The organism is Streptomyces sp. NBC_00385 (assembly GCF_035917155.1).
In the GTDB taxonomy this organism is placed as follows: Bacteria; Actinomycetota; Actinomycetes; order Streptomycetales; family Streptomycetaceae; genus Streptomyces; species Streptomyces poriferorum.
Genome location: NZ_CP107951.1, coordinates 131,446 through 152,863, shown reverse-complemented (window position 1 = coordinate 152,863; position 21,418 = coordinate 131,446). Strand labels below are relative to the sequence as shown.

General features: G+C 70.0%; 19 protein-coding genes. 10 read left to right on the top strand and 9 right to left on the bottom strand.

Features of this window, described 5'->3' with window-relative positions; all coding sequences use genetic code 11:
* Positions 1 to 6: 6 nt before the first annotated feature.
* On the bottom strand, positions 7 to 774 hold the full coding sequence (locus tag OG959_RS00660) for an SDR family oxidoreductase (RefSeq protein WP_326655967.1): 768 nt from the start codon (positions 772 to 774) through the stop codon (positions 7 to 9).
* A gap of 53 nt (positions 775 to 827) precedes the next feature.
* Here OG959_RS00660 and OG959_RS00655 point away from each other — a divergent pair, with 53 nt between their 5' ends.
* A complete protein-coding gene (locus OG959_RS00655) occupies positions 828 to 2,258 on the top strand; it encodes a class I adenylate-forming enzyme family protein (protein WP_326655965.1) in 1,431 nt (476 codons plus the stop codon).
* Positions 2,251 to 3,411: a thiolase family protein gene (locus OG959_RS00650; RefSeq protein WP_326655963.1), complete on the top strand. Its 1,161-nt coding sequence runs from the start codon at positions 2,251 to 2,253 to the stop codon at positions 3,409 to 3,411. The genes OG959_RS00655 and OG959_RS00650 overlap by 8 nt, the downstream gene beginning before the upstream one ends.
* Before the next feature lie 59 nt (positions 3,412 to 3,470).
* On the opposite strand, the gene OG959_RS00645 is transcribed toward OG959_RS00650, so the two are convergent.
* Genes OG959_RS00645 through OG959_RS00630 form a run of 4 tightly spaced genes read right to left on the bottom strand, consistent with a single transcriptional unit; the run spans position 3,471 to position 6,604 of the window.
* Complete coding sequence (locus OG959_RS00645; RefSeq protein ID WP_326655961.1) at positions 3,471 to 4,268, bottom strand: acyl-CoA thioesterase; 798 nt, start codon at positions 4,266 to 4,268, stop codon at positions 3,471 to 3,473.
* Positions 4,269 to 4,281: 13 nt separating this feature from the next.
* Positions 4,282 to 5,067 carry an acyl-CoA dehydrogenase family protein gene (locus OG959_RS00640; RefSeq protein ID WP_326655959.1) on the bottom strand — a complete coding sequence of 262 codons (786 nt, stop codon included), beginning with the start codon at positions 5,065 to 5,067 and terminating at the stop codon, positions 4,282 to 4,284.
* A 5-nt stretch (positions 5,068 to 5,072) separates the two neighbouring features.
* Positions 5,073 to 6,167 (bottom strand): acyl-CoA dehydrogenase family protein, encoded by a 1,095-nt coding sequence (locus OG959_RS00635; RefSeq protein ID WP_326655957.1) that lies wholly within the window; start codon positions 6,165 to 6,167, stop codon positions 5,073 to 5,075.
* A complete protein-coding gene (locus OG959_RS00630; protein WP_326655955.1) occupies positions 6,164 to 6,604 on the bottom strand; it encodes a nuclear transport factor 2 family protein in 441 nt (146 codons plus the stop codon). Before OG959_RS00630 ends, OG959_RS00635 begins: the two co-directional genes overlap by 4 nt.
* A 223-nt stretch (positions 6,605 to 6,827) precedes the next feature.
* Between OG959_RS00630 and OG959_RS00625 the strand changes: the two genes are divergently transcribed.
* Genes OG959_RS00625 through OG959_RS00600 form a run of 6 tightly spaced genes read left to right on the top strand, consistent with a single transcriptional unit; the run spans position 6,828 to position 12,415 of the window.
* The gene (locus OG959_RS00625; protein WP_326655954.1) at positions 6,828 to 8,939 is read left to right on the top strand and encodes a branched-chain amino acid ABC transporter permease; all 2,112 of its coding nucleotides are present in this window, start codon (positions 6,828 to 6,830) and stop codon (positions 8,937 to 8,939) included.
* Positions 8,917 to 9,627, top strand: coding sequence for an ABC transporter ATP-binding protein (locus tag OG959_RS00620; RefSeq protein ID WP_326655953.1), 711 nt, complete (start codon positions 8,917 to 8,919; stop codon positions 9,625 to 9,627). The genes OG959_RS00625 and OG959_RS00620 overlap by 23 nt, the downstream gene beginning before the upstream one ends.
* A 29-nt stretch (positions 9,628 to 9,656) precedes the next feature.
* On the top strand, positions 9,657 to 10,346 hold the full coding sequence (locus OG959_RS00615; protein ID WP_326655952.1) for an ABC transporter ATP-binding protein: 690 nt from the start codon (positions 9,657 to 9,659) through the stop codon (positions 10,344 to 10,346).
* Entirely contained in the window at positions 10,343 to 10,777 is a 435-nt protein-coding gene (locus tag OG959_RS00610; RefSeq protein WP_326655951.1) for a hypothetical protein, read from the top strand. The genes OG959_RS00615 and OG959_RS00610 overlap by 4 nt, the downstream gene beginning before the upstream one ends.
* Positions 10,743 to 11,060 carry a hypothetical protein gene (locus tag OG959_RS00605; RefSeq protein WP_326655949.1) on the top strand — a complete coding sequence of 106 codons (318 nt, stop codon included), beginning with the start codon at positions 10,743 to 10,745 and terminating at the stop codon, positions 11,058 to 11,060. Before OG959_RS00610 ends, OG959_RS00605 begins: the two co-directional genes overlap by 35 nt.
* A gap of 53 nt (positions 11,061 to 11,113) precedes the next feature.
* On the top strand, positions 11,114 to 12,415 hold the full coding sequence (locus OG959_RS00600; RefSeq protein WP_326655946.1) for an amidohydrolase family protein: 1,302 nt from the start codon (positions 11,114 to 11,116) through the stop codon (positions 12,413 to 12,415).
* Between the two features lie 114 nt (positions 12,416 to 12,529).
* Here the strand turns inward: OG959_RS00600 and OG959_RS00595 are convergent, their stop codons facing one another.
* Together OG959_RS00595 and OG959_RS00590 are read right to left on the bottom strand one after the other, a co-directional pair.
* Positions 12,530 to 13,120, bottom strand: a complete 591-nt coding sequence (locus OG959_RS00595; protein ID WP_326655944.1) for a TetR/AcrR family transcriptional regulator — start codon at positions 13,118 to 13,120, stop codon at positions 12,530 to 12,532.
* Between the two features lie 209 nt (positions 13,121 to 13,329).
* Positions 13,330 to 13,476, bottom strand: a complete 147-nt coding sequence (locus tag OG959_RS00590) for a hypothetical protein (RefSeq protein WP_326655941.1) — start codon at positions 13,474 to 13,476, stop codon at positions 13,330 to 13,332.
* Here OG959_RS00590 and OG959_RS00585 point away from each other — a divergent pair.
* Positions 13,475 to 15,754, top strand: coding sequence for a glycoside hydrolase family 3 C-terminal domain-containing protein (locus OG959_RS00585; protein ID WP_326655939.1), 2,280 nt, complete (start codon positions 13,475 to 13,477; stop codon positions 15,752 to 15,754). The genes OG959_RS00590 and OG959_RS00585 overlap by 2 nt on opposite strands.
* A gap of 232 nt (positions 15,755 to 15,986) precedes the next feature.
* On the opposite strand, the gene OG959_RS00580 is transcribed toward OG959_RS00585, so the two are convergent.
* Complete coding sequence (locus tag OG959_RS00580) at positions 15,987 to 17,276, bottom strand: glycoside hydrolase family 1 protein (protein WP_326655937.1); 1,290 nt, start codon at positions 17,274 to 17,276, stop codon at positions 15,987 to 15,989.
* Between the two features lie 450 nt (positions 17,277 to 17,726).
* On the bottom strand, positions 17,727 to 18,707 hold the full coding sequence (locus OG959_RS00575; protein WP_326655934.1) for a LacI family DNA-binding transcriptional regulator: 981 nt from the start codon (positions 18,705 to 18,707) through the stop codon (positions 17,727 to 17,729).
* Between the two features lie 353 nt (positions 18,708 to 19,060).
* On the opposite strand from OG959_RS00575, the gene OG959_RS00570 reads away from it, so the two are divergent.
* A complete protein-coding gene (locus tag OG959_RS00570; protein ID WP_326655932.1) occupies positions 19,061 to 21,286 on the top strand; it encodes an MMPL family transporter in 2,226 nt (741 codons plus the stop codon).
* The last annotated feature ends 132 nt before the right edge of the window (positions 21,287 to 21,418 follow it).

Below are 21,418 nucleotides of genomic sequence, written 5' to 3'. Positions count from 1 at the left end.
TCCGTCCTACTTCGGAGGAAACCTCAACGCCCCGTCGAGACGGACCACTTCACCGTTGAGGTAGTCGTTCTCGCACAGGTGCTGCACCAGCGCCGCGTACTCCTCGGGCCGGCCCATCCGTCGTGGGTGCGGCACCTGAGGGCCCCAGTGCGCTGCCACCTGTTCGGCCGAGCGCCCGTAGGCGGGTGTGAGGACGGTGCCGGGTGCCACGGTGACGACACGGATGCCCAGGGGAGACAGATCACGCGCGGCCACCAGGGTCATGGCCGAGACACCGCCTTTGGCCGCAGCGTACGGCAGTTGCCCGACCTGGCCCTCGTACGCCGCTATGGAGGAGGTGGTGACGACGACCCCTCGGTCTCCGTCTTCACCGCAGGGTGCGGTGCGGGCGATGGCCGCTGCGGCGAGCCGCAGCACATTGAAGACACCGGTCAGATAGACGTCGATGGTGGTGCGGAAGGCGTCGAGATCCAGCGGCTCTCCGCCCTTGCCTACCAGTCGGCCGCCGCCGGCGGGGCCCCCGTGGCAGTCCACGGCGATGCGGAACGGGCCGGTGCTCTCGGCTTCCCCGACCGCTGCCGCGACCGACGCCGGATCGGTCGCGTCGGTCCGTACGTAACGGACGCTCAGCTCCGACTCCAGGGCCTTCCCCTTCTCGTCGGCGAGGTCTGCCACGACGACATCGGCGCCCGCGGCGTGCAGTCGTCGCACGGTCGCCTCGCCCAGGCCGCCCGCGCCGCCTACCACCAGAGCGGTGACACCTTTGATGAGCATGTTATTCCTCTCTCTTGCTAGTAAGCCTCTTACTGTACGAGAATGTCGTTCTCATGAATATAGCCATGATCCTGGAAATGGCCGCTTCCGCGGGGGACCGTCCAGCCGCCACCGAGGGTGGCCGCTCGTACTCCGCCGCGGATCTCCTGCGCCTCGCGCGGCACGCGGCCGACCGCTTCCGAGACCGCTCCGCGGTTCTGTACCTGGGCACCAACCACCTCGCCTATCCGGTCGCCGTGTTCGGCGCCGCACTGGCCGGGGTTCCGTTCGTGCCTCTCAACTACCGCCTGGGCCGGGACCAGCTCGACGGTCTGATCCAGCGACATCCGGGCGCGGAGGTCCTGCGCTCCGGCGACCTGGACGCCCTGCTCGAACCGTCGGAGGAGGCAGAGCCCGCCGTCGTCCCCGACAACCGGGACGGGACCGCGGTCGTCCTCTACACCAGTGGCACCACGGCAGCGCCCAAGGCGGCCCTGCTCCGCCATCGGCATCTGCTCGCCTACGTCCTCAACACCCAGGACTTCGCTGCCGCCGACCCGGCCGACGCGGCCGTAGTGGCGCTGCCGCCCTACCACGTGGCCGGGCTGATGAACCTCCTGACGAACCTCTACACCGGCCGCCGCATCGTCTACCAGGCCGCCTTCGAGCCCGCGGGCTGGCTGGAGACGGTACGACGCGAGGGCGCGACGCACGCCATGCTGGTGCCGACGATGCTCGCCCGCATCACCGACCTCATCGGCGACGGCCGGGCCGACGCGCCGAGCCTGCGCAGCCTGGCCTACGGGGGTGCGCGCACTCCGCGTCCGGTGGTGGAACGTGCGTTGCGCCAGTTCCCGGATACCGCCTTCGTCAACGCCTACGGGCTCACCGAGACCGCGTCCACCGTCAGCGTGCTCGGGCCCGATGACCACTGGCAGGCGCTGGCATCCACGGATCCGGCCGTCCGCGACCGCCTGAACTCCGTCGGCCGCCCACTGCCCGGCATCGAGGTAGCGATCCGCGGCGGTGACGGCGCACTCCTGGCCCCCGATGCGACGGGCCTGGTCTTCGTGCGCGGCGAACAGATCTCGGGTGAGTACGAGGGCGCGGGCGGCCCCGGCCCGGACGGATGGTTCGCCACCCGCGACCGCGGCCGGCTGGACGGGGCGGGCTACCTGTTCATCGAGGGCCGCGCCGACGACACGATCATCCGGGCCGGTGAGAACATCGCCCCCGCCGAAATCGAGGACGTCCTGTTGCAGTATCCGGGCGTACGGGATGTCGCGGTGCTCGGCGTGCCCGATCCGGAGTGGGGGCACCGCCTGGTCGCGGTCCTGGTCGGCTCGGGCGATCCGGAGGCCGTCCGGGCCTTCGCCAGGGAACGCCTGCGTTCGTCCAAGACGCCGGACACGGTCGTCTTCCGGTCCGAACTGCCCCGAACCGCCACGGGGAAGCTGCTGCGCCGCACTCTCGTATCCGAGCTGGAAGAGGTCACCGATGTCTGAAGCCGTCCTCGTCGCCGCCCTGCGTACGCCGATCGGCACCGCGTTCAAGGGAAGTCTGCGCGACACCACCGCCTACGACCTGGCCGACCGCATCGTCACGACCGTGGCGGAGGGCCTGGAGCCGGGCCTCGTGGACGACATCGTCCTCGCCGAGTCGCACTACGGGGGCGGCGTGGTCGCACGGCATGCCGCCGTCACGGCCGGACTGCCCCGCGTGCCAGGTCTGGCGCTCAACCGGCACTGCGCGGGCGGGCTGGCCGCCATTCAGACCGCCGCGGCCTCGATCCGGGCGGGCATGGACCGTCTGGTGCTCGCCGGCGGGGTCCACTCCTCGTCCACCGGGCCCCGGCTCACCTACCGGGGGTCGGGCCAGGAGTGGGTGGAGCGCTGGGTGCCGCCGACCCATCCGGACCGGCCCGACGCGCCCAACCTGGACATGTCGATCACCGTAGGCTGGAACACCGCGGTGCACGCCGGCATCAGCCGGACGGACATGGACGCCTGGGCGCTCCGTTCGCACCGGCGTGCGGTGCGCGCACTGGACGAAGGGCGTTTCGAGCAGGAGACGGTGACGGTCGAGACACCGTACGGCCCGTTCGAGGCGGACGAGCATCCGCGCCGGGGCACCAGCGAGGAGAAGCTGGCCGCCCTCAAGCCGTTGCACCCGGAGATCGACGGGTTCTCCATCACCGCGGGGAACGCCTCCGGGGCGAACGACGCGGCCGCGGCCGTCGCCGTGGTGGAGGAGGGGCTCGCCCGGGAGAGGCTCGGGCTCCCGGTCCTGGCCACCGTGCGTGCGTGGGCGTCGGCCGCACTGGATCCCGCCGAGACCGGGCTCACTCCTGGCCTGGCCATCCCGCGCGCCCTGCAGCGGGCCGGCATGGAGGTGTCCGACGTCGACCTCTTCGAGATCAACGAGGCGTTCGCCTCGGTGCCCATCGCCGCGGTACGGCAGCTCGGCCTCGACGAGGAGCGCGTCAACGTCAACGGCAGCGGGTGTTCGCTCGGGCATCCCGTCTCGGCCACCGGTGCCCGCATGGTCGTCACCCTCGTGCACGAGCTCCGCCGACGTGGAGGGGGAGTAGGGGTGGCGGCCCTGTGCGCCGGGGGCGGCATGGGTTCGGCGCTGGTCCTGGAGGTCCCCGCACCCTGACCTGCGGCACGCGGAAAGGGGAGGGGCCCGGGGCCCCTCCCCTTTCCGCGTGCCAGGCGTCAGGCGAACCGCAGCAACGCCTCCTGCGCGTACGACGCGAGCAGTACTCCGTCCCGGTTCAGCACGTCCCCGCGGCCGAAGCAACGCCCGTGCGCGGCGAGCGGGCTGTGCTGGCGCAGCAGAAGCCAGTCGCCGCCGGTGATCCGGCGGTGGAACCACAGCGTGTGCGAGGTGACGGCCGAGGTGAAGGCCCGGCCGGAGTCGTCCTGGGTCATCCCGTGGACGGGCCGCAGAGCGGTGCCGATCAGGGTCAGGTCGCTGGTGTACGCCACCATGGGCGCCGCCAGGCTCTCGCCGGCGTCGGGCATACGGGACCACAACTCATGGACGGGAGGGCCGGATTCCACGGTGTCCAGGTCGTCCGCGGCCCGCGACTCCCACGGCAGCAGTGTCAGATCCACGGTGCGTTCCGGTCCGGGCGGTTCCCCAACGGCCTCCACGCTCTGGCGGTCAGGCCCCTCCTCCCACTCGTGCAGGCAGGCGTCGGCTACGGCGACGATCCCGTGTTCCTGCCATGCCGTGAGCCGTACGGCGGAGAATGTGCGGCCGGACCGCAGCACGTCGGTGTCGTATCGGACCGGTTCCCCCGTACTCCCCTCCCGCAGGAACTGTGTGTGCAGCGACTTGAGGGCCCGTCCCCCGGCGGCGAGCGACGCCGCGCGGGCGAACTGGGCCAGCAACTGTCCGCCGTACACCCGGCGGTAGGCCAGCCGCTGTGAACGGCCAAGGTAGGAACCCGTTTCCAGCGGTTTCAGCTCCAGACACCCGACGAGGTCCGACAGCTTGTCGTCAGTCATGCGATCCACTTCCTCATAGCTCGGTCAACCGGGGCGTACACCGTTCGTGACGCAGCATCCGGCCCGCCTCACGCGTCAGTTCGCGGGACGACCCGAGCAGTCCGTCGAGCACCAGGACTCGTCTGACGTACAGGTGCAGGGGATGTTCGGCTGTGAAGCCGATGCCACCCAGCGCCTGCTGGCAGTGGCGTGCGGCGGTGAGCGCGGCGCGGCCGGCTGCCGCCTTGGCCAGCAGCGACCCCGTCGCGTCCGTTGCGGCGACCAGCACCGCCTCGGCCCCTTCCAGGGCTACGTAGGTTTCCGCGAGCCGGTGCCGCAGCGCTTGGAACGAGGCCAGCGGGCGCCCGAACTGGTCGCGGCTCAGCACGTGGTCCCGGGCGAGGGCGAGCATGGTCCGGCCGGCGCCGAGCAGCCACCACCCCAGGGCCCGGTGCCCCGGCGCCATGACCACCGGCTCGCCCGCCGGGACAGGCCGGAGCGGCAGAGCGGGATCGAGCGGGCTGCCGTGAGGGGCGTCGCCCCGCGTCCACTCCACCCAGGCCCCGCCCGCATACGGCAGCGGCAGCGTGCCGCCCACCGGCCGGCCGACCGCCGCGAGCAGTACGTCGTTGAGGACGGAGGCGTGTGCGCCCGTCTCGCCGAGCAGCAGGAACACCAGGGGGACAGCGGTGTCCGGCTCCTCGGTGAGCATCGTCGGCCACCCCAGATCCGTGAGTGCGGCGTCGAGGGCCGCCCCAGTCGTGTCCGCCATCGCCTTGCGCAGTACTTCTTCCATGAGCCGGCGTTCGCCCGCGTCCACGACGGTCACTCCTTTCCGAGGCCCAGAAGGCGTCGGGCGACGATGTTGCGCTGGATCTCCGCTGTGCCGCCGTAGATGGTGGCGGCCCGCGAGTACAGGTACTCCGTGCGCCAGGGGGTGCCGGCGTCGAGCTCGACGGTCCCGGGCAGCAGGTCGCGTGCCGTGTCGAAGAGCCGCTGCTCGGCCCCGGCGAGCAGGATCTTGTCCACAGAGGTCTCCGGCCCCAGCCGGTCGCCCAGCGCCAGCCGCCTCTGAGTGGCGACCGACCGGCACCGCGCCGTGTACAGGTCGAGCCAGGCGGTCCCGAGAGCGTCCGCGTCTGGCTCGCAGCCGTCGGCCAGGAGCCGGTCGAGACGGCTGTACAGATGGGCGATGCGGTGCCAGAAGCAGGTGGAGCGTTCGTGGGGCAGCAGGTCCATGGCGAGCCGCCAGCCGTCTCCGGGCGCACCCAGCAGCCGGGAGGCGGGGATCCGGACATCGTCCAGGAAGACCTCGGCGAACTCGTCCACGCCGTGCATGGTCCGCAGCGGCCGGACGGTGACGCCGGGGGAGTCCATGTCGAGGAGGAAGGCACTGATGCCGTCGTGCCCCGGCCCGCCCGTGCGGGCCAGCAGGACGCAGCGCGCGGCGTACTGGGCGAGGCTGGTCCACACCTTCTGACCGGAGACCACCCAGGTGTCGCCCTCCATGACCGCGCGCGTCGAGAGGGACGCCAGGTCGCTGCCGGAGCCGGGTTCGGAGAATCCCTGGCACCACTGCTCGTCGCCGCTCAGCAGCCTGGGTACCATCTCGGCCGCCAGCGCGGCCGGCGCGTAGTCGAGCAGGGTCGGTACAAGGACTTCGACCATCGACCAGATGCCGGGCTCCGCCAGGTCACGTGTGGCGATCTCCTCGCCGAGTACCGCGCGCAGTGCGCTCGGCCCGCCGAGGCCGCCGACGGTCCGCGGCCACCCGTAGCGCATCCAGCCCGCCTGCCACAGCTCGCTTCGGACGCGGGCCAGTTGGGCCACTTCCGCGTCGAGACCGCTCGTCGGGGGAGGGGTCAGGTCGTGGGTCTCCAGCCACCCGCGCAGTTCCCGGCGGAACTGATCGGTCTTCATGACCCCGTACGCGCGAAGGCGTGCGGACGGCCCGAGTCGTGGTCGCCGTTGCGACGGATGAAGGTCATGGCCCTGGTGCGCAGCCGCCAGCCTCCGGGGGTGCGTGCGTAGGTGTCGTTGTAGTAGCCGATGCGCATGTCGTGCCGCGCGTGTTCGACGAAGCACAGCGGCTGGGTGCCGGTCGCCCGGTCGCCGTCCAGGTCGATCGCGGGTGGGCCCACAAGGAACAGGCCCTTGGGCGCTGCGGCGATCAGGCCGGGGAACTCGTCGAGCGGGTAGGTGTCACCGAACGCGCTGTACGTGCCGTCGGGAGTGAAGAGGGTGAGAACCCGGTCCGTGTCGCCGCGCGTCATGGAGACCGCGTAGCGAGCCAGTAGTTGGCCGATCTCCACCACGTCGTCCGTGCTGGTGACCGGGGCAGATGAAGTGTTGCTCACGTCTCGGCTTCCTCTCCACGTGCGTCGAATCCTCTGGAGTGAGAATCGCATTCTCGCAATCGAGTACCACGCTTCCATGCTGATCGGGCGGCGTCAATGACGAGGTCGCCGCCAGTCGTCTCGTCGGAGGCGGAGTGGTCGCGGCGTGCGGGGATCGTGCCGCTCGGATCCCCATGTGTCCGAATGGTTGCTTCTCTCATAGCGAGAAGATAGTTTCCAACTCATGGATCAGTTCCTGGTCTTCACCGTGGTGGGCCTGAGCACAGCCGCCGTATACGCCGTGATCGGCAGCGGACTCGTGCTCACCCACACCGCTGCAGGCGTCTTCAACTTCGCCCACGGGGCGGCCGGAATGCTCGCCGCCTTCTCCTACTGGCAACTGGCCGTCGGATGGGGCTGGCCGGTGCCGCTGGCCCTCGCCACCGTGCTCCTGGTGCTGGCCCCCGCGTTCGGCCTCCTGGTGGAGCGCGTACTGATGCGCCCCGTCCAGAACCTGGGCGAGGCGGAACGACTCGTCATGACGGTCGCCCTGCTCACCGGCTGCATAGCGTTCGCGCGCTGGGTGTGGGACCCCAACGCGCCCCGCCCGCTTGTTCCGTTCTTCAGTGACCGGGCCGCACTGCGCCTGGGTCCGGCCACCGTCACCTGGCATCAGGCCGTCACCATGGCGGTGGCGCTCGCCATCGCCGCAGCCCTCTGGTTCCTGCTGCACCGCACCCGTGCCGGCACGGAGATGCGCGCATCGGTCGATGACCGCGCCCTGGCCCGTCTTACCGGGGCCGACCCCTTGCGGGCCGGCCGGCTCGCCTGGGTGCTCGGCATCCAGCTCGCGGCCGTGGGCGGGATCCTCATCGCGCCGACCGTCGCCCTCGACGCACAACAGCTGTCGCTGCTCATCGTGAGCGCCTACACCGCCGCCGTGTTCGGGCGGCTGCGCAGCCTGCCGCTCACCTTTCTCGGCGCGGTCGTCGTCGGTCTGCTGGAGGCCTACCTCGCCGGATACCTTCCTCGGAACGACTACCTGCCCGGCGTACGGCTCGCCGCCCCGGCGCTGCTCCTGTTCCTGGCCCTGCTCGTCTTCCCGCACCGGCGCCTGCGAGGACGGGACCGCAAGGCGATCCCGGTTCCGATGCCGGGCCGCCGCGGGAGTCTCCTGCTCGCCGGGGCCATCGTCACCCTTGCCGTGGTCTTCGTCACGGTGCTCGACGAGAACGCGGTCATCTCCTACGGCGTGGTGTTCTCGCTCGGGCTTGTGGCCCTGTCCTTCGTCCCTCTCGCGGGCCTCGCCGGGCAGGTCTCCCTCTGCCAGCTGTCCATCGCCGGTGTCGGGGCGCTCACGTGGGGGCACCTCGGAGCGCAGGGCGGACTGTGGGCACTCGTGGTCGCGGTGCTGACAGCCGCGGGGGTCGGCGCGCTCATCGCGCTGCCCGCGCTGCGGCTGTCCGGCATCTACCTCGTCCTGGGCACCGCCGCCTTCGCCGTCGTCATGGACCGCTGGATCTTCACCCTCCCCGCCTTCGAGGTGTTCGGCGTACGAATCGCCCTCTTCGACCAGGGGTCGGTCTCCGTGACCGGTCCGGATCTGTTCGGGCTGCACCTCACCTCCCCGCGCGAGCTGATGGTGCTGGCCGCCGTCTGTCTGGCCCTCACCTCACTGGCAGTCGCCGCGATCCGGCGGAGTCGGTTCGGCCGCCGTCTGATCGCGCTGCGCGACAGCGAGGCCGCCTACGTCACCCTGGGCGGCCGACTGCTCGGTGCCAAGGTCGCGGTGTTCGCGCTGTCGGCCGGAATCGCCGGCCTCGGCGGAGCCCTCTACGGCATGCAGCAGCAGACCGTCACCGCCGAGCAGTTCAACCTGGTGGCCGGACTGCCGGTCTTCCTGATCGCGGTCATCGGCGGGCTCGGCACCATAGGGATGGGTCTGTTCGCAGGTCTCGCGTTCGTCGTCCCCACCCAGGTCCTGACCGGCCTCGGCCCGTGGGCGCACGACCTCTCCGCCCTCCTCATCGCCCTCACCGGTATGGCGCTCGCCCACAGCCCGAGCGGTGTGGCGGCCCGGATGCGCGACCAGTGGGCTCCCCTGGCCCGGGACCGCGTGCTGATGCCGGTCCTGCTCGCAGTGCTCTCAGCGTGCTGGGCCGCGGCGGGGCTCGGGGCGGCCCCCGGGTGGTACCTGGTGGTCCTGGCGGCCGCCGTGGCCGTCGCCCTGCGCACCCGCGCCGCCGCCCGGCAGGCGGGCCCCGACGACGTACCACCGGAATGGTGGGGTGTGCGGCGCCCCTGGCGACACGACGACGGGGAGGTGCTCGACCGTGCCCTTGCTGCACACCGATGACGTGACGGTCGCCTTCGGCGGCCGCCGTGCTCTCGACAACGTGTCCCTGGACGTCGAAGCAGGCCGCATCACCGGACTGATCGGCCCCAACGGGGCCGGTAAGAGCACGTTCTTCGACGTGGTGTCCGGACTGCGTCGCCCCGAGACCGGGCGGGTTGTCCTCGACGGCGAGGACATCACCTCCCTGGGACCCGCCAGGCGTGCCAGGCGCGGCATGGCCCGCACCTTTCAGCACCTCGAACTCTTCGGCCGGCTGTCGGTGCGGGACAACCTCCTCGTCGCTGCCGAACTTGGCCCCGGACGACGCCACGCGTCAAGAACCGTCAACGCGGTGCTTGCCCGGCTGGGCATCGAGGACTCCTGCGACGATCTCGCGGACTCGCTGCCCACCGGCACGGCCCGCCTGGTCGAAGTAGGCCGCGCGCTCGTCCTGGAACCGCGTGTACTCCTGCTGGACGAGCCGGCGGCCGGTCAGGACGCTCAGGAGACCGAGAGGTTCGCCGCCATGCTGCGCGACCTGGCAGCCGAGGGCACGGCGGTGCTCCTGGTCGAGCACGACATGAGCCTCGTCATGTCCGTCTGCGACCGGATCCACGTCCTCGACCTCGGCGTGGTGGTCGCCGGCGGGCCGCCCGCCGACATCCAGCGGAACCGAGCGGTCCTGGCCGCCTATCTGGGGGAGGGCTGATATCCACGCCGCGCCGACCGCTGCTCACGATGTCCGGGATACGTACCGCCTACCACGGCATCACGGTGCTGTCCGGCGTCGATCTCGCGGTCGACGCCGGACAGGTGCTGGCGCTGCTGGGTCCCAACGGCGCGGGCAAGAGCACCACGTTGAAGGTGGCTGCCGGGCTGCATCCGCCGAGTGGCGGCCGGGTCCTGCTCGGCGGACGGGATGTCGTCGGGGTCCGGGCGCAGGACCTGGTGCGCGCGGGGGTCTGCATGGTCCCCGAAGGCCGCGGCGTCTTCCCCAACCTCTCGGTCCGCGACAACCTCCTGATGATGACCTTCGCCGGGCACGGCCTGGAGAAGATCGAGGAGTCCTCCTACACCCGCTTCCCCGTCCTCGGCACGCGCCGGCACCAGCCCGCCGGCACGCTCTCCGGCGGCGAACAGCAGATGCTCGCGCTCGCCCGCGGCCTCGCCACCGACCCTGCGGTGCTGCTCCTCGACGAGCTCTCCATGGGGCTTGCTCCGAGGGTCGTCGCCGAGCTCTACGAACTGGTCGGCGAGATCGCCCGGCAGGGCGTCGCCGTGCTCGTGGTCGAGCAGTTCGCCACGGCCGCCCTGAAGATCGCCGACCGCGCCGCGGTCCTGGTGCGCGGCCGGATCCAGTGGCAGGGCCAACCCGACGACTCCCTGCATGCCGCCCTTTCCTCCTACTACCTGGGGAGCTCCACATGACGTCGTCCCACGTCCCGTCGCCGCGCGCGGAGCGGTTCGTGCGCGAGCTCGCCGAGCTCCGGATTCCCGATCCGGCCTCCACGCGCAACGCCCTCTGGCTGCGCCTGGGCCTCCTGCTGATGATCGCCGGCCTGATCCTGGGCGCCCTCGCCTTCCCCCTCGCCCACGCAACCGACAGCAGCCTCGGCCAGGGTGACGCCCTGGCCCTGGGACTCGGCGGTGTGGCAGCAGCGGTCGTGGGCTCCGCCTTGTTCCTGCGCTACTCGCTCACCGCGTTCCTGCGCTTCTGGCTGGTTCGCCAGTCGTTCGACCTGGACGTGCTGGGGGAGCGGCTCACCACAGAACCGCTGGAGCCCCCAGCGGCGACCACACACGCACCCGAAGGAGAGACGCACCATGGCACCACCCACCCCGCCCCTGCACCCCGGTGACCAGCTCGCCTGCGCCACCGGCACCACCCGGGTGATCGTCATCCGGGCACCCGAGGGGCGGTCCGGCACCGTCGCCTGCGGCGGCAGACCGATGACCGCGGCCCAGGCCGCCCCCGCCCGCCCTTCGACCGACGAGCCCCCCGGCGCCCTGATCGGGAAGCGGTACGTGGACGCCGACGACACCATCGAGCTCCTGTGCACCGCCTCCGGTGCGGGCGAGCTGACCTTCGACGGTGAGCCGCTGACCATCAAGGCGCCCAAGGCCCTGCCCGCCTCGGACTGAGCCCGGCCCCGGCCCACGACCGTCCGTGCCCCAACGCAAGGAGAGCCGACAGCATGAACCGCGACGACATGATTCTCATCAGCGTCGACGACCACATCATCGAACCCCCCGACATGTTCGTGAACCACCTGCCGGCTCGCTACAAGGACGATGCCCCGCGCCTGGTCCATCGCGACGACGGCACCGACGTGTGGACCTTCCGCGGGACGGTCATCACCAACTCGGCGCTCAACGCCGTGGCCGGCCGCCCGAAGGAGGAGTACGGCACCGAACCTCAGGGACTCGACGAGATCCGGCCCGGCTGCTACGACGTCGACGAGCGGGTCGCCGACATGAACGCCGGCGGCGTCCTGGCACAGATGAACTTCCCGTCCTTCCCCGGCTTCGCCGCCCGCCTGTTCGCCACCGAGGACCCCGACTTCTCCCGCGCCCTGGTGCGCGCGTACAACGACTGGCACATCGACGAATGGTGCGGAGCCCACCCCGGCCGCTTCATTCCGATGGCGCTGCCCGCCATCTGGGACCCGGAGCTGTGCGCACAGGAGGTCCGGCGGGTCGCCGAGAAGGGCTGTCACTCGCTCACCTTCCCGGAGAACCCCGTTCCGCTCGGCTACCCCAGCTTCCACACCGATCACTGGGACCCGGTGTGGCGGGCGCTGAGCGACTGCGGCACGGTGATGAACCTGCACATCGGATCCTCCGGCCGTCTCGCCGTCACCTCCGCCGACGCACCGCCGGACGTCATGATCACGCTGCAGCCGATCAACCTCGTCCAGGCCGCCGCCGACCTGATCTGGTCCCGTGCGCTCAAGGAGTTCCCGGACGTCAAGATCGCGCTGTCCGAGGGAGGCACCGGCTGGATCCCGTACTTCCTGGAACGCATCGACCGCACCTACGAGATGCACTCCACGTGGACGCTCCAGGACTTCGGCGGGAAGCGGCCCTCGGAGATCTTCCGCGAGCACTTCCTCACCTGCTTCATCAGCGACCCCATCGGTGTGAAGCTCCGCAACGAGATAGGGATCGACAACATCTGCTGGGAGTCCGACTACCCGCACAGTGACTCGATGTGGCCCAACGCCCCGGAGGAACTGCACCAGGTGCTCACCGCGAACTCCGTCCCGGACGACGAGATCAACAAGATGACGCACGAGAACGCGATGCGGTGGTATTCCTTCGACCCGTTCACGTACGTGCCGCGCGAGCAGGCCACGGTGGGCGCGCTGCGCGGGCGGGCGGCAGGCCACGACGTCTCCGTTCAGCCGCGCAGCCATCAGATCGTCGCGCCGGCGCAGAAGCTCGCGGCCTTCCGCAAGAAGGCCGAAGCGGCGACCGCGGCGGCCGCCCGGGGCTGAGTGCCCGGTTCTGGTGGCCTGCCCGGCTCAGGCAGGCCACCACGGGCCGCCGACGGATGGAGGGCGTTCCTGAAATCCGATCACAGTTGAGTCAGCTCATGGAGCGGGACGCCGTTACGGCTGCTTCTCGATCAGCTGCAGGAACTGCCGCAGCGGCTCGACGACATCGAGTGAGCGATCCAGCAGCCACTGTGTCTGCAGCCCGTCGAGGACCGAGACGAGGAGCGCCGCGCCGACTCGGGGGTCGAGTCCCGCACGCAGTTCCCCGAGCTCCGCCCGTGAGCGCAGGTGTGCGGTCATGATGTCCCTGGCCTGCTCGTAGCGGCCGACGAAGTAGTCATGTGCCGGGTGGTCGTTTCTACGGGCGGCGATCGCGAGTTCTGCCCACAAGCCGGTGAGTTCAGGCGTCTCCTGATGATCGCGGAGCAGCCTGGTGAGGAATTCTGCCGGGGACGCGTGGGGCGTGTCGCGGCTCCTGGTCTCCTCGATGGCGTCGCGTTCCGCGAGCATGGCCGCCAGCACCGCCTCCTTGGTCGGGAAGTGGTGCTGTACGCCCGCATGGGTCAGACCGGCCCGCTTGGCGATGTCACGCAATGAGGACGCGGCGTACCCGTGTTCGGCGAAGGCGGTGCCGGCAGCGCTCAGGATCTGGGCGCGTCGGGCCGCCGTCTTCGCGTAGGTCCCGCGGCTGCGCGGACTCTCCATCTGTCCCCCTCCGGTAACGGATTCGCATCGCCGTGCCCGTGCTCTCGCGGTTCGGCCCGGGCAACGCTACCGTCCACCGAATACCGGCCGCATGGCAGGTTTTTATGACGACTAGCTGGTGGCGCGCTGACCCCGCGCCCGACGGAGGACGCCGTGACATTCCCCGAACCCCCTGCCAGAGCCGAACGCCAGGCTCGCCGTCGGCGTGCTCAAGTCACCGCGACTGCCGTGGCGGCGGCCTTGACGCTGGTCGCCTCGGCCGGGCTGACCGCCCCGTCCGCGCTCGCGGTCGACACGGCTACGAGCCGGACAGTGATCACTCCGTCGTCACGCGTCACCGCGCTGATCGCGCGCATGACACTCGATGAGAAGCTGTCGTTCGTCAGCGGGTCGGTGGACCCGCAGCCGACCGGTGCGGCGGGCTTCGTGCCCGGTGTCCCGCGCCTGGGGATCCCGCCGCTGCGTCTGACCGACGGTCCGAACGGGATCCGCCTGAACACCGGGGCGACGGCCTTTCCCGCACCGGTGGCACTGGCCTCCTCATTCGATGACCGCCTGGCCCGCGCCTACGGCCAGGAACTGGGCAGGGAAGGCCGAGCCCTGGGACAGGACGTACTGCTCTCGCCGATGACGAACATCATCCGGGTGCCTCAGGCGGGCCGGAACTTCGAGACGTTCAGCGAGGATCCCCTGCTCAGCTCCCGCATGGTGAGCGAAGAGGTCAAGGGCATCCAAGGCCAGGGCCTGATCGCCACGGTCAAGCACTACGCGCTCAACAACCAGGAGACCGACCGCACCACGGTCGATGTCCGGGCCGACGAACAGACGATGCGCGAGGTCGAACTCCCCGCCTACCAGGCGGCCGTCGACGCCGGCGCGGGTGCGGTCATGTGCGCCCACAACAAGGTGAACGGCGCGCACTCCTGCGGCAGCGACGAGCTGCTGAACACGATTCTCAAGGAACAGTGGGGCTTCCAGGGCTGGGTGATGTCCGACTGGGGCGCCGCCCACTCGGCCCACGACATCGAGGCGGGCCTCGACCAGTCCATGTTCGCCGCCGGTCTGCAGGAGAGCCCCTACTTCTCCCGTGACCTCAAGGCCGCGATTCAGGCGGGAACGATCCCCGAGTCGGCGCTGACCGACGCCGTCGCCCGCATCCTCGGCCAGATGGAGCGCTTCGGCCTCCTCGACGGGGCCGCCGCCACCCGCCCGCCCCGCGATCGGAAGGGTGCGGCCGAGGTGGCCCGACGCGTCGCGGAATCCGGCGCGGTGCTGCTGAAGAACGACGACGGTGCCCTGCCCCTGGGCACCGAGGACGACAGCCTCGCCCTCATCGGCACACCGGCGAAAACCCCCAAGGTCACCGGCGGCGGCAGTGCCAACGTGGTCCCCGAATCCGCGGCCTCGCCCATTGAAACGATCACAAGGCGGGCCGGGAAGCGTACGACGGTCCGGTACGAGGCGGGGACGGCTCCTGGCACGGCGATACCCGCCGCGTCGCTGAGTCCGGCTCCGCCGTTCGACCGGGACGGCACGGTCAAGGTCACCACGGACAGCACGTTCACCTACACGGCGAGCCTGTCCGTCCCCGCCGAGGGCGACTACACCTTCCGTCTTGACGCGGCCAACGGGTACGGATCGCTGGGCGTCGACGGCAAGAACGCGACCGTCAGCGTCCTGGGCAGCACCACCGCCACCGTGCACCTGACGGCAGGCACCCACACCTTGTCCCTTTTCGGACTCGCCGCCAATGGCGCGGAGTTCCCGCTCTCGCTCACCTGGGTCACACCGGCCGCGGCAGCCGAGGCACGCGACCGGGCGGTCGCTCTTGCCCGGAAGGTCCGGACGCCGGTCGTGTTCGTGCAGGACGAGGGAACCGAGGACAAGGACCGGGCCGGCCTCGGTCTGGCCGGCGGACAGGACGAACTCATCTCCGCGGTCGCCGACGCGAATCCGCATACGGTCGTGGTCCTGAATACGGGTTCGTCGATCACGATGCCCTGGCTCCCGAAGGTCGACGCCGTACTCGACATGTACTACCCCGGCCAGGAAGGGGCCGCGGCCACCGCCCGGTTGCTCTACGGCGACGTCAACCCGTCGGGAAAGCTGACCCAGACCTTTCCCACCAGCGAGAGGGCGACGCCGGTAGCGGGTGACCCGCAGGCGTTTCCTGGCACAGGCGGCACGGAGACCTACTCGGAGGGCGTCCACGTCGGCTACAAGTGGTACGACAAGCAACGAGTGAAACCGCTCTTCGACTTCGGCCACGGTCTGTCCTACACCTCGTTCTCCTACCGCGACATCGCCGTCAAGCAGCGCCAAGGCGGTCTGAGCGTGTCGTTCACCCTCACCAACACCGGCAGACGCGCCGGCCAGGAAGTCGCCCAGGTGTACGCGGGCCCCAGCCGGAACATCGATGCTCCTCAGGCCGTGCGCAAGCTCGTCGGCTACGAGAAGGTCCGTCTCGCCCCGGGGCAGTCGCGCCGGGTCACGGTCACCGTCGATGCCCGCACGTTGTCGTCCTGGGATACGGACCGCGGCCGGTGGGCCCTCGGTACCGGCCCACGCGACATTCGAGTCGGGGGCTCGTCGGATGCACTCCCGCTCCGGGCGCGCACCGTGGTGACCCGCTGAAGCGGCGCACCGTGGTGACCCGCTGAAGCGGCGCACCGTGGTGACCCGCTGAAGCGGGTCTTCTCTTCGATGAGTCTCCGCCTGCCGCGCGGTCACGCGGCAGGCGGAGACATCAGCGGAGGCGAAGAAGGGGCTCCGGTCGTCCAGGTCCAGCCCGCCTTCTACGGGCGCTGCCTGTTCGAGGCCACCTGTGCGACCACGCCGCTTCGTCCCCGTAGCACGCTCCGCCGCGTCAACGCAGGGCGTTCCGCCGCGCGATCTCGCCGAGCCGGCGAGCGCTGTCCTTCACTGTGCGCTGCTGCGTTTCGCGGTCCACCGCTATGAGCCCGAACGTCGGCTTGTACCCGAGCATCCATTCGAAGTTGTCAAATGTGGACCAGTGGTAATAGCCGCGCACGTCGATGCCGTCGGCCAGGCAGCGTTCCAGGCCCTGCAGAGCGAGGCGTACGAATTCTACCCGGCGAGTGTCGTCGTCGGTGGCGATGCCGTTTTCGGTGACGAACATCGGCACGCCGGCCGAGGCCGCGCGCCGCAGGACGTTCTCCAGCGCCTGAGGGTAGAACTCGTGCCCCATCTGGGTGAGTTCCGCTCCTTCAGGATGGGGCAGGGCCCCGTCCGGACCGACCAGTACGCGGCTGTAGTTCTGCACCCCGAGGAAGTCGTCGCCATCCAGCGCCGGCAGGAAGGACTCGAAGGCAGCGGCCCACCTCCGGTCGGAGGCCTTTTCCCCACCCGGAGCGGGCTGGTAGTCCTGCAGGGCGAGCGTCAGGCCGACCTGCGTCGAAGGGCTCACCTCTTTGATGGCGCGACGCGCCATCGTGTGGGAGCGCTTGACCACAGCCATGCCCGTCTCGCTCCAGGTGAACAGGAACAAGTTCCGCTTGTCGGCGGTCGTGCCGAGCGCATCGGCGCCCGGCTCGCCACTGTCGATAGTTGGGCCGGCCGGCACCGGCCCCACTCCGACAGGAGCTTGTTCCACCCCCACAGGAGCCGGCGAGCCCGTCCCCCCGGTCATGTCTTCGATCATCTGGCGGGTGAGTGTGGCGATGTTGGCCTCGTTGATCGTCGCTGCGTGCGGGATCAGCGAGCCGAGTTCGCTCATCACCACCCGGCAGTAGGCCGCGAACCGGTTCGGCGTCTTCTCGTACTCCCAGCCGCCGAGCCGCATCAGCCAGCGTGGGCTGCTGAAGTGGTGCAGTGTCACCATCGGAGCGATCCCGAACTCGTGGCAGGTCTCCAGGACATCCCGGTAGTGGGCGATCGCCGCTCGGGAGAAGACGCCGTCCTCTGGTTCGACCCTCGCCCACTCGATGGAGAAGCGGTAGCTGTTGAACCCCAGTTCCTTGAGCAGGGCGATGTCCTGGCGGTAGAGCCGGTAGTGATCGCACGCGTCTCCGCTGGGCTCGGCGAAGCCGGAGTCGGGGACGTGCTCCACGGCCCAGAAGTCGCTGGCGAGGTTGTTGCCCTCGACCTGGTGAGCGGCGGTAGCCGAACCCCACCGGAAGTCATCGGGGAAGGTCATTCAAGTGCTCCTTCTGACCCCTGGCGCCACCACGGGCAGCTCAGAGGCGGTCGACATGAGGTTCGGGGTCGAGCGATGCGGCGGCGTTGCACGGGCGTGGACACCACAGAAGTAACGCGCGTTAGTAAGTAAGTACTGTCAGATACGGAAGGGCAAGGGGGTGGCTCGAAACGGCTTGATAACGAGACTGCCCTCGGGTTCCGGGCCGCGCCGCCCCGCCTCCGGTGGCCCTTGTTGTCTGTCGCCGCGCCGGAAGCGGGGCGTTCTCGTGCGGGCGTTGCCGGGCCCCGGCCGGTGACTCGTCGCACGTGGTCGGGACCGTGCCGGCGTCCGGTTTCCGTGCGGAGGCCGGGCATCTGCGGGCCCCGGCCCCGGAGCCGCAACGGGAGGGCCGGCGCGACAAGGGGCCTGTGTGGGTGGGGTGCCCACGCCAGGCCTCAGGTCATCTCGTCAGGTCGAGGAGCGCTGCACCACGCGCGGGGCGACTGTGGCAGGTGGAGGCGTGTACTCGCGGCCCGCCAGCCCGGCCACGACTGCCTCGGCGCGCTGCTTGCCCGTCTCGTGAAGATCGAAACAGACCGTCGTGAGCGGGGGCGAGGCCAAGCGGGCGGTGGGGATGTCGTCGGCCCCGATGACCGCGAGGTCCGCCGGAGCGGAAAGGCCCGTCTCCCGCATCCCGGCGAGGACGGCGATCGCGGTCTCGTCGTTGTAGGCGCACACGGCTGTTACGGAGTGCTGTGTCCACTCGGTCACGGCGTGAGTGCCCCCGGCGATCTCCAAGTCGGTGGTCATGACGAGCGGAGGCTCGACGCCGGCCTTGGCGCACACGGCCATGACGCTCTGCAGTCGCTCCTGTGCCATGGTCCGGAACCGGGGCTGCGCCGGCAGGGCGTACCCGATGCGCCGGTGTCCGCGTGCGATCAGGTGTTCCGCCTGCAGCGTGCCGATGAGGCCGGTCGGAGAGACGGGACCCATGCGTGACGACGGGATGACGACATCCGCACCGGCGCGTCGCAGCGCCTGGGTGGCTTCGTCGTCGAATGGCTCCAACCCGAGCACCGCCGAGGCGTCGATGCTCGCGCACACGTCGGGGAGCGGACGCCCGTGGGTGCCGGCCAGATGTGTGACCAGTGTCAGGCCCGACGTTGCCAGGGCCGCGGTCAGTTCCTCGACGAACCGGCTGATACCCGAGCCCATGGGCAGATCGGGGACGGAGAGCAGGACGACGTCACTGCGCCCGGCCGCGAGAGCGCGCGCCGAGGCGTGCGGACGGTAGTCAAGGTTCTTGGCTGCGTCGAGGACCCGGCGTCGGGTTTCCTCCGGGATCGAAAGCCCCGGACGGTCGTTGAGGACGAAACTAACCGTGGTGCGGGAGACGCCGGCGGCACGGGCGACATCCTGGCTGGTAGTCCGCTTTGCGGGTCGCGTCATAGCCCTCTCGTTACGTACGGGTGGTCCACATCGGGCCGGGCTCCGATCTTAGACGATGAAAGTAACGCGCGTTAGTGAACCTGCGTGATCTTTGGCTTGCCGCAGTGGGTGAATTGCCCGACGCGGTTGCCGTGTGCCGTCAGGAACGGCCCGTCGTGCCGGTGTCGCTCGGGCGCGGGTTCCGCGGCCTTCCGGCCGGCCGCGAGTGGTGGCCTCATACCTGAGGAGGATGCGCGGCGTGAGCTCTCGTGCGATTTCAGCAGACTGAGAGGCGGCAGGCGCACGACGCCGGCAGGGGCCCTGTCAGCGAGTCTTGAGATCTACCCAAGATCAGATGTGGAGATTCCTGACTCGTGGCTACCATCCTCTACCGCTTGGGCCATATGGCCTTTCGGCGGCGCTGGTCCGTTCTTCTGGTGTGGACGGCGGTCCTCGTCGCGGTCGGCGCCGCGGCGGCCGTGGCGCCCGCTGCCAAGGAAGACGGCTCCTTCATGCCCGGAATCGAGGCGCAGAAGGCCTTCGACCTGATGGAGCAGCGCTTCCCCGGCACCGACTCCGAAGGCGCCAACGCCCGGATCGTCTTCGTCGCCCCCGACGGTCAGAAGATCACCGCCGCTGACAACCGGGCCGTCATCGACGAACTCGTGGAAGAGGTCGGCGGGGGTGCGCAGGTCGATCATGCGGTGAGCCCGTTCCAGGGAAAGGCGGTGAGCAAGGACCTCTCGACCGCGTATGCGACTGTCAGCTACAAGGTGAAGGCGGCCGATCTGACCGACGGGACCAAGAACGCGCTGGAAAGCGCCATCGACGTCGCCCAGAAGAAGGGGCTGACGGTCGAACTCGGTGGAACCGCGTTGGCGAGCCAGCCGGCCGCAGGCGGCATGGCCGAAGGCGTGGGCATCGCCCTCGCCGCAGTGGTGCTGGTGATCACCTTCGGGTCATTGGCAGCTGCCGGGCTTCCGCTGCTCACCGCGATCATCGGAGTCGGCATCAGTCTGGCGTCCGTTCTGGCCCTGGGCAGCACATTCGGCCTGTCCATGACGACCGGCACCCTGGCCAGCATGCTCGGAATCGCGGTCGGGATCGACTACGCCTTGTTCGTGGTGTCCCGCTACCGGGAGGAACGATCGAAGGGGCACGATCCACAGGAAGCAGCCGCTCTGGCCGCGGGAACCGCAGGGTCGGCTGTGGTCTTCGCAGGGCTGACAGTCGTGATCGCGCTGGCAGGCCTCACGGTCATCGGCGTTCCCATGCTCAGCAAGATGGGCCTGTCGGCGGCAGGCGCCGTCGTCATCGCGGTCCTCATCGCGCTGACTCTGGTTCCGGCGCTGCTGGCCTTCTGGCCCAACGCCGTTCTGTCCCGTTCCGCACGAAAGGGCGGCGCGAAGCGCAACGGCACCGCGGAGGAGAGCGGCGTCCCGAAGGAGAACGGCGGAAGCCGCTGGGCGCGGTTCGTACTGAGGCGTCCCGTGCCGGTCCTGCTGGCCGGTGTCGCGGGCCTCGGCGCTCTCGCCCTGCCGGTGATGGACCTGCAGATGGGTATGCCCGGTGACGAGGCGAAGCCCACCTCGACCACCGAACGCCGGGCCTACGACGCACTCGCCGACGGCTTCGGGGCGGGGTTCAACGGCCCGCTGACCATCGTGGTGGACGCCAAGGGCGCACCCGACGCCAAGGCCGCTGTCGAGACCATGAGCAAGGAGATCGGCGGCACCCGGGGAGTCGTCTCGGTCTCGCCCGCCCAGTTCAACGAGGCCGGCGACACCGCGATCTTCTCCGCGGTGCCCACCGGCGGCCCGAACGACGCGACCACGAAGGATCTCGTCCATGAGATCAGGAGCGAACGCGCCGCGACGGAATCGGCGACCGGCGCCACATTCGAAGTGACGGGTAGTACGGCGATGAACATCGACGTCGCCGGAGCTCTGCAAGATGCCCTGGTCCCCTACCTGGCCATCATCGTGGGGCTGGCCTTCGTCCTTCTCCTCGTCGTCTTCCGCTCCATTCTCGTCCCCGTCAAGGCCGCTCTCGGTTTCCTGCTCTCCGTGCTGGCGGCTCTCGGATCGGTCGTGGCCGTTTTCCAGTGGGGCTGGGGTGCAGAACTCCTCGGCATCGAGCAGGCCGGGCCGATCATGAGCCTCATGCCGATCTTCCTCGTGGGCATCGTGTTCGGCTTGGCCATGGACTACGAGGTGTTTCTCGTCGCACGCATGCGGGAGGCGTACGTTCACGGTGACAGGCCCGCCCAGGCAGTCGTCACCGGGTTCCGTCACAGCGCCCGCGTCGTCGTCGCGGCCGCGCTCATCATGATCGCTGTGTTCTCCGCGTTCGTCGCCTCGCCCGAGTCGATGGTCAAGACCATCGGGTTCGGCCTCGCCATCGCGGTGCTCTTCGACGCCTTCGTCGTCCGCATGGCCCTGGTGCCCGCCGCACTCGCTCTGCTCGGCCACGCGGCCTGGTGGCTGCCGCGCCGGCTGGAGAGGATTCTGCCCAACGTCGACATCGAGGGCGCGGCCCTTCAGAGCCGCCCCACCACCGATCAGCAGCACGACGAAACCAGAGAACCCGCCTACAAGTGACCGCGCGCCCTTGAGAGCGGAGTGTCACGAGGACGGCACTTCCTCCTGACGCTCCTGCCTCTCCGGTGCGTCCCCGCCCGTGTCCCGGCATCGGTATCCCGGTGCCGGGACACGGGATTCCGCCTGCGGCGG